The following is an 11971-nucleotide window of genomic DNA, read 5'->3' as shown; positions in this document are numbered from 1 at the left end:
CACCATTGGTAACGGTACGAGTATCGCTATTAGCTTTTATTTCGGGTGCTCCTACCACTACAGTAGCAGTAGCCGTATCGCAAGCCGTTACACTCGCTACTTTAGTACATATCTTATAACCTATAGTATAAGTCCCCGATTTAGTACCCGCTGGTACTGTAATCGTACCATCGCTATTAAGCGTTGGCGTTGCCGAGCCTGCTACACCTGTTGCTGGGGTAACAACTGTCATACTTACAGTACCTGTAGTAGCCGTTTGCGTTCCTACCTTATCATTAGTAAGCACACTGTTAGCCGTAGTAGTAGCTACAGCTCCGTGTGTAACAGTAAAGGTATCGCTTTCTGCCTTTATATTTACTAAGGTAATAGTACGCGTTTGCGTAGTGGTATTACCAAAGAGGTCTTTCGCTACAAAGCTCACAGTAAGAGTACCATTAGATACATTGCAAAAATCTGCTGGTGCACTATAGGTATTAGTCAAACTTACGGCACCACAGCTATCAGTAGCGGTAGCTGTACCCAACCAAGTAATAATGTTGGCAGCTGCATTGCGGCAATCGGTTACCAAAGGTGCTGGTGCTGTAAGAGTAGGTGTAGTAGTGTCATTCACTACTATAGTTACCGTTCCACGCGGACTTTCACAACCTGCTGTGGTTACCTGACTTACGTACGCAGTAAGGGTAGTAGTGCTACTTACTTGTGTGTTGATAGTAGGTGTATTGGTTAGAGGTACTGTAGCCGTAGCCGTAGCATACCAGCGCAAGCTGTTGCCACTAAGGGCTGTAGCATACGCCGCAAACGATACGCTATGTGTGCTCGCTGTCGGACACAAAACAGTTGTGGCACTCACAGTTGGGGCTGCAACCTCTGTTATATTTACTATTACTGGTACCCGTGTACTCTCGCAAGTAGGGGTTGCCGAGCCATTAGTAGCCGAATCGGCTATGTAGTAGGTGCCGTTTTGCAACACGGTATTCCTATCTAAAGGAGTACCCGCTGAAGCTACTGTGTATATCTTAAGCGACCTATCATTATCAGTTGAGTCAATCTCATCCCATAAAGTAGCTACCTTAGTACCCGCACAATAAGTGTAGCTAGACGATGCGGTAGGAGTTGCTACTATTTTTACCAGAATAGCTTGTCGTGCACTTTCACATTGTCCGGTTATTTGTGCCGAATAGTAATAAGTTGTATTATCGGTTATCGCAGTAGCGTCAGCAAGCTGGGCAGTAGCGGTAGCCGTAGTGTATACCCTTAAGGTGCCCGATACCAAACCGCCTAAATATTGCTTCAAACTTTGTATTGTATTGCCCGAACACAAGTTCACTGCATTAGGGTTAGGAGTTGCTGTTGTGGGGGTTACAACTACTGTTACCGTTTGGCTCGATTCACAACCATTAGTGCGTTTTACCGTTAGCGTATAGGTAACCGTTAGCGGAGCGGTTAGCTTAGCACCACTATAAGCAAATGTAGGCGTAGGGGTATTGGCTGCCGACAAGTAGCTGGCTGGCGACCACGTATAGCTATCGTAAGCAGGAGCTGCCGCGTTATACACAAAGGTTGCCGAAGCGGTCTCGCAAATAGAGAGGTTAGCTACCAAACCTCCTATATGTGCAGGTGTTGGCAAGGCAACATCTTTATCATCGCAGAGGCATTTGTTATCGGCATTGCGGATAGCCAAACGCAAGCGGCATACTTGCGCTTGATCGGCTAAGTACGTAAAGGTTTGCACCGTAGAGGTTGCCCCAGCCCCTAAGGCTTGCGTAGTGGTGTGGGTAGCGAGTACCTCGCTAGCTTCTACCAAACCGTTGTTGTTAAGGTCGTTATAGAGGCTTACCACTACCGAACCGTTATAAGTAGCCGAAGCAGTAGCCGCATTAGCTATTTTATACTGAATAGTAAGGTTTTCTTTGTTAGCCGAAGGCACCGCAGTAGCTTTTACCTCGGTAATTGAAAGGTCGGCACGCTCGTTTTTGATAACAGCCGTTCTTTCAGGCGAAGTGCTCACTGTAAGAGCAGGGCACACAAAAGAAGGTGGCAAGGTAGGACAAGCAATACCTGTTATCTTATCAGTAGTAAGTACTTTTATATTTCGCTCTGTAGTACAATCTACCAAAGTATTGGCTTTTTGTTTGATTTTTAGGGTTACATCAAAGTACTGAGAATTTTTCATACCTGCTGGTACTACCATTATTATCTCACTATCATTACCTACCGTAGTTCTCGATACTACTGTAGGGTCTGTCCAGTTGCTATTAGCATTAGCTTGTGGGAAATCTGTTCTATCTACCGAAATATCGCTGCTTTGTATGTCGTAAAGTTGCGGGAAACGAATATGCAAACGTGCATCACTACCTATTGCAAAAGAAGGAACAGACGAGTTTACTGATACGCGTACCTTATAAGTAGCCCCATTATCGCAAGCATTAGCATTACCACTTACGTAATTGATTGACGATAATAGCATATTATAGTTGCTAACACTTGCATTTTGTACTCCTGCTACAATAGCTACTACTTTAGGTCCTATAGCTGGTACCCCACAAAGGTTGTTACCCTCTAAGTCTATATCAAAAGAAGAGCCCGATACAAAGTCGCATTCAGGTTGTACATTGAAAATTACTTTGAACTTCTGACTGCTTTCTGTATTAGTACTTACTGAACCAGGCAATGAGCCCTCTGGCAATATATCCGAAAGTTTATAGGTAGTTTTATTAGCAGTAGTTACTACCCCTATCTTTTTACCATCTACAGGGGTATCGGTATTGTACACCTTGCCTGAACCTAAGGGGTATTCCACTTGTACATCGCTGATGATAATCCCTGGTTGTTGGGTAACCACTAAGTTAGCCCCAAATATGTCGCCCTCATCAGTACTTTTTACAATGTATGAGAAAGGCGTTTTAGTACACATAGGCAAACTGGTAGGGTTTGTGCCTACTTCTATTTCTTTTTTGCTTTGGGCAATGTTTACGGTATACTCTAAGAACGTGTCATCACAAGTAGCACGATAGCCTTGTGTAGGGTTGCCTTCGCAGTTCCAGCCTGCATATACTTTAAACTTTATTTGCGGCTGACTACAGTTTGTAAGTTTAAACTTCAAACGGTAGTACTTTTGGTTTGCTGCCCCTACAGATATAGTTTCGTTTAAGAAGAACATCTTCTCGCCCGAAATACTCGTTTCCGGAGTAAGAGTTCGTATTACAGTAGTACCTGCTGCATTGTTTACCTCTTCTAAGCCTTGCACCTCTACCCCTGTAATATCAGGGATAGACACCCACGTATTAGGGGCAGGATTGTTGCGTGCTTCTAAGGCAAAAACAGAGCTTTGTTCGTTCTTGTTAGCCCTAATAGTAGAGCCTTGCCCTTGTGCTGCCATAAGCAGTTGTGGTTTTGCACTAAAAAGAAAAACACTGCTATTAGCTATATTGGTAGATGACCGAGTAGATTCATTAGCATAATGATAATAAAGATCTTCTGCCTCTATTTCGTAATAGCCCACTTCATCAGCAAGTCTGGCAGCAGCTAATTTCTGCGAGTCAGTACCTGTAAATTCTTTTGACTTACAAGAGGCTTGCGCCATTACCTTCAACCACTCATTATAAGTTCTTGCTCCTATCATACCTGGGCGTAGAAAGTATGGATCGGCTGTATTAGTTGGGTTATGATAGGTATATACCCGCTTATTGCCTTCGGTAGTTTCTACCCAATTAGCCAAAGGAATAGTTGTAGAAGAAGAAGTATTATTTCTCGCTTGGGTGGCATCAGCGGTATAGTAATACTCAGGGTTCGCGATAATCTTATATGCCAAGGGCATCTTAAGTACAATCTTCTTCATTAGAATCCCTGGGCGATACTCCTCATAAAGCAAACTACCACTCGCTTGGTTGCGCCCTAAGTGAACATAATAGCCTCCTATATTATTAGGGTAACAACCATTCAAAATAAAACCATTCATACCATTCCACTTGCCGGTTCTACCGAAATCAAATACCGGAATAAGGGCTACTCCACAACGTAAGGCATTGGTATGCACACCTTGAGCGTTGATAGCGGTATCGTTTTTATTAGCTAAGGTATAGAAATAAGAGGTAATACCCGATTGCTCTGCTAAATCTTGACTTTCTGTAGCATTATTTACCTGATAGGTAGCCACTACCGAGAAAGTTTGCCCTGCTGCTAATCCTCCTAAAGGAAGTGCATCGGTAAGATTCCAACGGTAATAATTGGCATTAGCATCGTTGGTGCGCGTTATTACCCCTGTGTCAGTAGCTTGTAGGGTCATTTCGTGAGTACCTACTTTCACTTTGATAGACTTAGGCAACAAATCTGCATTCTTTTTTACTGCTACGTAATAGAAGAGATTATCTGCTCCCTGAGCAGTAGATTGTTTCCCTTCGGCAAAGAACTCTACGGTATCTAAAGGTAATACCTTACGGCGTTGCTCGGGCGATACATTGGCACGCTGCACACGGGTAGCCATTGTAGCATCTGTCCAACCGTAAGAATTATCAGCTCGCTCTACTTTAGTACTAAGCATTTCAGGTCCTTTTACAGTACAAGGTACCGAACAGCCCATTGCAATAGTAGCTGTTTCGCACGCTACAGGAATAGGACAGAAGGTAGTACCATCTTGGTTACGACTCATCATCGAGATGGTGTAAGGGAAGGCTGCCGAAGACCCCATACCGGTACAGTTAGTAAGTTCCAACTCAAAAGAGATATGCCCCCAATAGAATTTTCCATTACCTGTTACCCCTGCAGGAGGTGTATCAGGCGTTGTCCAACTCAGTACCCCTCCAGCAGGCACATCAGCAATAGTGATAGTAGGCGCAGCAGTATCGGTAAAATCATCATTCTTAGTATAGTGAAATACCACATTCTTAAGTCCTACCCCCGAAGGCAACTGCATATAATAGTGATAACGAAGGTCATTTATCCTTCCTCCTTGTCCTTGTAGCTGTTCTTCAGCAGATACCGATGTCATTCCTGGGGTCAAATAACCTTTTTCTGGCGTATTTAAGACTAGCTGTGCCGGAAAAATACTTTTATTGATACGAGTATAAGCTCGTCTATATGTACCTTGAGATTCTACTGATTGGAGGGATTCCCCACAAGCATTGTCATAAAGACAAGTATAAGAAGGATTTATAGATAAATCGTTACAAGCAAAAGGCTTGCCTTTAGATACCAAGTCGTAACAGATACGGATTTCAGCCCCCGGTTTTAGGTCGTCTAAATATCCATCACTGTCTTCATCGGTAAAACCTATATCTTTCCCTGCCAAAGCAGAATTGGAACTAAGTAAAGCCGCATTAGTAGAAAAATCAAATTTAGTAGAACCACCATCATTAGAGGTTTCATCAATAGGAATTTTTGTACCATCAGTAGCAATAATACAAAAGTTAGTTAAATCAAAGTATGTCCGTGCTTGCCACAATTTTTCTATTCTATTGTTATAAGCGGTAGCATCGGTATTATTATTAAAAGCGGTATAGAATGTACCCAGTTTTTGCCCTGTAGCAGCACAAAGCCCCGCACCATACTCAAAATATCTTTTGTTTCTATCACTAGTTTGTATTATTTTAGGTTCATAAGTCCGCACCTTTATATTGCGGTCTACCTTAGTATTCTGTCCGAATAGTTCGGTAGCCGAAAGCCCCCAATAGGGTACATAGCTCAATTTAGGTTGCTTTCCACATAAGGAAGTGGCTATCTTGAAGACTTCGGTAATAGGTACCTCCTCATTACCTAAAAAACCAGCAGACTTGGTAAGGCTGTACAGTGGTTTGCCTGCATTGAGAAAGCCTGCAGGCACAGTACCTACTTGTGCTAAGGTTACCCCTGCTGGTGGTATAAAGCTCACGGTGTTAACCCCCGCAGGGTAATCTATAGAGAAGAAGATAGTGCGCGCCGCGCCTACCCCTGTATTGCGAATACTAAAGGTAGTAGTGTTTACCCCTATTTGGGCAGCAGCTATTGCAGTAACCCCTTGTACGGTTACCACTGGCGGCGTTACCCTATACTGGTTAGAGTTTTTTTCGTCATCTGTTTCGCCAGTTACTTGCGCCTTTACTTTATCGGTAAGAAGCTTTCCTTGTAAGGCATCAGTAGCCAACTTGGTTATTTTACGCTTAATAGTAAATACCACTTCGGTATTGGGTGTACCTACCAGCGTAAATACGGGTGTACCCACAGGGCTACCCGCTACGAGTGCCACCGAAGTAGCATTCAAACCCACAGCTGCCGAACCTGCCACATACTCAATGCCCGTAGGCAAGGTAACAGTTACCTTAGCAGTGGTTTTAGTAGAAGGTAACTTTATCTTAATAGTGAGGGTACCAATTTCAAAATTGTTGTTATTAGCAAACTGCACTTGGTCATCAGCCACTACACTATTGACGGCTACCTGGGCATTTGCTCCCCACGAAAAGACTAATAATAAGGCTACTAAAAGCCCTCTAAACATTTGTTTGTTAAGTATCTGCATCATATATAGTTTTTCTGTAATATAAAGGATACATAAGTATCCGGCTGCAAAGATACAAAAATTTTAACAAATAACTAAAAAATTACCTCAATTTGAGGGTTACTATAGTTATTACTGCCAAAAATATTCCCACTATCAAAAAGCGCATCACTATTTTACTTTCGTGGTAACCTTTTTTCTGGTAATGGTGGTGCAAAGGCGACATCAAAAATATACGTTTGCCTTCACCATATTTCTTTTTTGTGTATTTAAAATAAGCTACTTGCAGTATCACCGATAAATTTTCAATCAAGAAAATACCACATAATACAGGTATCAGCAGCTCTTTTCGCACGGCTATAGCTATTACAGCTATAATGCCTCCTATAGTTAGGCTACCAGTATCGCCCATAAACACTTGCGCTGGATAGGTATTATACCACAAAAAGCCTACTAAAGCACCTGCAAAAGCAGCTATAAAAACGGTAAGTTCGCCCACTCGCGGTATATACATTATATTCAAATATTCTGAAAAGATAATATTCCCTGAAATCCAAGCAAAAATACCCAAAGTGAGTACTATAATAGCTGAGCTTCCTGCGGCAAGTCCATCAATACCATCGGTGAGGTTTGCCCCATTGGATACGGCTGTAACTATGAGGATTACTATAGGTATAAAAACAAGCCATACATAATTATGATAGTTATTGCCAGTCCAAGCGATGAGGTCGGCGTAATCAAATTCGTTATTTTTCACAAAAGGAATGGTTGTTTTGGTAGATTTTACTTCGGGTACGGGTTGTTCTATAGTAGTGTTTTGAGCTACTACTTCGGTACGAGCCTTTCTTAAGCTCATTTTTTCGTTTTTTACGGTTACCGCATCGTTAAAATAAAGAGTTGCGCCCACGATAATCCCCAAGCCTACTTGTCCTAATACTTTAAAACGCCCTTTCAATCCGTCTTTATTTTTCCTAAAGGTCTTGATATAATCATCTAAAAAGCCTATAGTTCCCATCCACACAGTAGCTATAATGAGCAAAATAGTATATACATTATCCAACTTGCCCAATAATAGTACAGGAATGAGAGTTGCCAAGATGATGATAATCCCTCCCATAGTGGGGGTTCCTGCTTTTTCGTTTTGCCCTTGCAAGCCTAAATCACGTACGGTTTCGCCTATTTGTTTTCGTCTTAAAAACAAGATAATACGCTTGCCGTAAATTGTAGATATCAACAATGAGAGCATCAGGGCGAGTCCTGCTCTAAACGACAAGTATTTATATAATCCTGAACCAGGAAAATCGTAGTATTTTTCTAAGTTTTCTAATAAGTAGTACAACATTTCTTTAATATTATTTTTTTAGCAATCGTGCCATATAAAAACCATCATAGCCCGAAGTATGAGCCAATATAACTTCTTCGGCTTCCAACTGAAAATCTTTACCTTTTTCTGAAAGCAAAAACTGCTCTATTTGTTTTTTGTTTTCAGAGGGTAGTATAGAGCAAGTGGCATATATCAATTTACCACCTTGTTTTACTAATTTGCTGTATTGCTGTAGTATTTCTTGCTGGGTAGTGCGTATTTCATCTAAAAATGAAGGTTTTAGTTTCCATTTGCTGTCGGGGTTGCGGCGCAATACGCCCAAGCCGCTACAAGGGGCGTCTATCAGTACCCTATCGGCAGAGGCTTCTAAGCGTTTCAGGGTGCGTGGCTCTATGAGTTTGGTTTCTATATTGAAGAGTTCGTTGCGGCGAGCGCGGCGTTTTAGTTCCTGTAGTTTATAATCGTAGATGTCCATAGCAATCACCTGCCCTTTGTTTTTCATCAGGGTAGCGATATGGAGTGTTTTGCCGCCAGCCCCTGCGCAACAGTCGATTACACGCTTTACAGAGTCGTCTATCTGCATAAAAGGAGCTACTTTTTGAGAAGAGGCGTCCTGCACCTCAAAAAGTCCGTTGGTGAAGGCTGTTGTACTAAAAACGTTCGCACGCTCCACCAGCTGCAATGCTTCGGGGTATTGCTGCAGTGGGTAACTTTCTATTTTTTCGGCTTGTAGGTATGTTTTGAGGTGAGGTACAGAGATTTTAAGCGTATTGGCACGCAATACCACAGGAGCCATCGTGTTTAGGGCGGCAAGTTCTTTTGTCCAAAGCGTTTCGCCTAATTCGCTTACTCCCAACTCGTCTAACCAATCGGGGACAGACTCGCGTAGCTTTCTCACTTTAGAAAGCTCGTCATATCGTCCTTTGATGCGGCGTTGTGGGGTATTTTCAAAATAATTTCCCCACTCTGGCAAGTTAATTCCTCGCAAGGTAGCCCATACGGCAAACATTCGCCTGAGATTATGCACCGTAAAAGGGGCATTTACTTCGGCAATTTCGGCATATAGGCGTTTCCAGCGCACTATCTCATAGGTAGTTTCGGCTATAAAAGCCCTGTCGCGCGCTCCCCAGCGTTTGTCTTTTTTGAGTTGTTTTTCAACTATTTTATCGGCTTGTTGTTCGTTATTGAAGATTAATAACAGTCCTTCAATGACGGCATCTACTAAGTTTCTGTGTAATTTCATTATTTTGCAGTGAGGGTACTAAGAGTATTTTCGGCTGCAAAGGTACAAAATAATGTTTAATAATCTGCCATTATCAGTTATATAAACTTTGGCAAACTCTTAAAGTTTGCCAAAGTGTGTGGGGCAAGCTAACAACTAAAAACTAATGACTAACAACTAAAAAAGTGTCCAAGTGAGGGTTACAGCGAAGTTGTTGTTTTGTGTTTCGAGGGTAGCTTTGTCGGTAAGGATGCTTTCGTAGAGAGCAAATGTATTGGTTTGCTTTGCAATATCATAAGAAGCATCTATGCGCACGCCTCCTAAGGTTACCCCCACGCCCATAGCGTAACCTTTTAAATCGCCTACTGTGGCTATTGTTCTGCGGTAGGGGCTTTGTTCATAGCGATAACCTGCTCGCACACTAAAGTAATTTATAGATTTTGGGTCGTCTTTGAACAATAGGAAGGGGAATCGCAATTCGCCTCCTATGCGCAGTGCTGAAGTATCGCCAAGCTCACTTTGTATGACAGCATTTTCGGCTGCAAGGTTGTTGCTTCTGAATTTCAAGTTATTATAAGAGCTATGCACATAATCTACACTGAGTATAGCTCGTTTTTTGATAAGGTAGGCTGCACTGGCTGTCCATTGTGCAGGAGTACGGAATTTATATTCGCGTTCGTACCATATTTCATCGCCATATCTATTAATCAGCTCTACATCGTAATTTACATTTTTCGGAATACCTTTCACGGTGCCGTAAAGCACTTGTCGGCTTTCTTCTTTCATTCGGTACCAAACGGGTGATTGATAGCTTGCCCCTACCCTAATGTTTTCTGTAAGTTTGGCAATTCCGCCCAATTGTAGCGAAAATCCTTCGCCTGTGGTATTGATATATTGCTTATGATTGGCATAAGTGAGGGAAGATGTACCTTTGAAGTCGTTATCACGGAGGCTATACATTGCCTTTTCGTTGATATTGTGAATATTGAGGTTCATACCCAATGCTATAAAATCGCCCACTTGGGTAGCGAAGTTGATATTGGCTTTATTTACATAACCAGAGCGTTCTATTCTATAGCGTTGCAAGCGCTCTTGGTCTTTGCCTAAGGCTGTATAGCCTACATTGGTGGTGGAAGTGGTTGTGGGTGCTACCAATCCTGCTTGTAACCCAAGATAAGCCATTTGGGCTGCATAACCTTTTTGCTTGCCTAAAGTAGCGTAATACTCGCCTATGGCGCGTTGTCCTGCTTCGGTGTCATTATTAAAGTTCATACCCGCTGCAAAAAGTCCGTAAGCAAACGGATTGCCGCCGTTGCCTTTTAGCAGATAGTTCTGAAAATAATTATCTAAGCCTTTGGTGTTATAAGCCTCGTACGTAAACTTATCATTATCAAAATTTTTAGTTTTTTGATAGTTGAACGCTACACTTATTTTCTTGAGGGTAGGAGATACATTGGGGATTGCAAATACAACTCCAAACTGGCTGACATCAAAGTCGTTTTTGTTACTTTTGGCTTTTCGGTCTAAAAAGCCTATATCGAGAGTTTGATTTTTGTTGTTGAGTGAAAAGTTTATTTCGCTACTGCCGAAGAAGGTACTTCCTGCGGGATTGATATTCACTGCCGACATATCGCCTCCTAAAGCTCCAAAAGCTCCACTCATTGCTTTGAAACGTGCCGTACCCGATAGTTCTTCGGTACTATATCGCAGGGCATCGGTATGGTTTTGCGCTTTTGCAGTGATGCCTATCAATAAGAACAGAGTAATTATGCTTATCTTTTTCATTTTCAGTATTTTTTAATCTCTATTAGGACTTTTATAGCCTCTTGAGGAGTCGCTATTTGAGCTACTATTGTAATTACCGCTATTGCTGTTGTAATTATAATTGCCGCTATTGCTGTTGTAATTTCTACCCATTTGGCTATTGTTGTAGTTTCGGCTATCGGACTGTCTTCGTCCGTAAGCTTCGGTATTGTAGTTGTAATTGTATTCTTCATAGCGATTGGGGTCGCCACGGCGCCCGTCATCTTTTATAATAGCACGCCCTCTGCCGTAATAGGGCACTTGGTTGCTATAGGAGTTATGGCGATAAGAGTTATCGGGCTCGTAATAGTATTCACGAGGGTGCTGATAGCCATAATTGTAGCCTCCGTAATAGCCATAACCATAGGGATAGTAGTAGCCATAATAAGGGTAATAGCCGTAATAACCTCCGTAAGGATAATAGCCATAGGGGCGATAGCCGTAATAATCGTAATAGGGGCTATAGTAATAGTTGCCCCAGCTGCCCCAATAGGGGTCGTAACTGCTCCAGCCTAAAGAGAACCCCCAGCCGCTGCGGTAGGGTGTGTAATAGGGATAATAACCATAATTATAGGGGTAGTAATAGCTATAAGGATAGCCATAGCGGTTGTGGTTATATATATTTACATTCACTTGTTGCGCATTGCTACCCCATCCGCCATAGGTTTTGCCTCCTGTATCATAGGCTGAGGAACGATAGCTATTTACATCGGTAAAAGCGGTGTAGGTAGTATCGGGGGCTTGCTTGTACTGTTGTGCTTTTTGGGCAAAATACTCTTTGTAATTATTGTGTAAATGGCGAGGGGGTTGATTTTCGTCATATCTGTCGTGGCGAGGAGCCTCATATTGGTAGTTTCTTTCGGGCATAATATCGCCATAGATGCCATCGGCATAATAGTAACTACCACAGGAGGTAAGCAGGCATAACGAAGCCGCCCATAGGGGGAGCTTTGTTATCATCTTCTGTAATTTGTTATTCCTTTCCATAAATATTTATTTATTAAAAAACGATTCTTGATTGATAGGCAGTCTTTGCCTTAATAATAGTAAATCAATTTTTGTGCCAAAAACAATGTTTTAAGATTAATGTTTAATGATAGTGCAAGCCGCACAGTTTTTTTTTATCCTTCGCTCAACCTTCGCTCAACCTTCG

Annotated in this window: 5 protein-coding genes; all 5 read right to left on the bottom strand. The window is 42.1% G+C overall.

Annotation, left to right across the window (positions count from 1 at the left end):
* Positions 1-6493: Ig-like domain-containing protein (locus HMPREF9075_RS08685; protein ID WP_009416170.1), on the bottom strand; the 6493-nt coding region annotated here is incomplete at its 3' end.
* Positions 6494-6572: 79 nt separating this feature from the next.
* Complete coding sequence (mraY, locus tag HMPREF9075_RS08680) at positions 6573-7811, bottom strand: phospho-N-acetylmuramoyl-pentapeptide-transferase (RefSeq protein ID WP_009416169.1); 1239 nt, start codon at positions 7809-7811, stop codon at positions 6573-6575.
* 10 nt (positions 7812-7821) lie between these two features.
* Positions 7822-9036 carry an RsmB/NOP family class I SAM-dependent RNA methyltransferase gene (locus HMPREF9075_RS08675; protein WP_009416168.1) on the bottom strand — a complete coding sequence of 405 codons (1215 nt, stop codon included), beginning with the start codon at positions 9034-9036 and terminating at the stop codon, positions 7822-7824.
* Between the two features lie 156 nt (positions 9037-9192).
* Positions 9193-10800: an OmpP1/FadL family transporter gene (locus tag HMPREF9075_RS08670; protein WP_009416167.1), complete on the bottom strand. Its 1608-nt coding sequence runs from the start codon at positions 10798-10800 to the stop codon at positions 9193-9195.
* Positions 10801-10812: 12 nt separating this feature from the next.
* Positions 10813-11805, bottom strand: a complete 993-nt coding sequence (locus HMPREF9075_RS08665; RefSeq protein WP_034557316.1) for a hypothetical protein — start codon at positions 11803-11805, stop codon at positions 10813-10815.
* Positions 11806-11971 lie beyond the last annotated feature (166 nt).

Source organism: Capnocytophaga sp. oral taxon 332 str. F0381, assembly GCF_000318275.2.
In the GTDB taxonomy this organism is placed as follows: Bacteria; Bacteroidota; Bacteroidia; order Flavobacteriales; family Flavobacteriaceae; genus Capnocytophaga; species Capnocytophaga bilenii.
This window is presented reverse-complemented; position numbering and strand designations above follow the sequence as displayed.

Coding starts and splice junctions, on each gene's coding strand:
- HMPREF9075_RS08665 (WP_034557316.1), bottom strand. CDS start 11,805: ATGGAAAGGAATAACAAATTACAGAAGATGATAACAAAGCTCCCCCTA.
- mraY (WP_009416169.1), bottom strand. CDS start 7,811: ATGTTGTACTACTTATTAGAAAACTTAGAAAAATACTACGATTTTCCT.
- HMPREF9075_RS08675 (WP_009416168.1), bottom strand. CDS start 9,036: ATGAAATTACACAGAAACTTAGTAGATGCCGTCATTGAAGGACTGTTA.
- HMPREF9075_RS08670 (WP_009416167.1), bottom strand. CDS start 10,800: ATGAAAAAGATAAGCATAATTACTCTGTTCTTATTGATAGGCATCACT.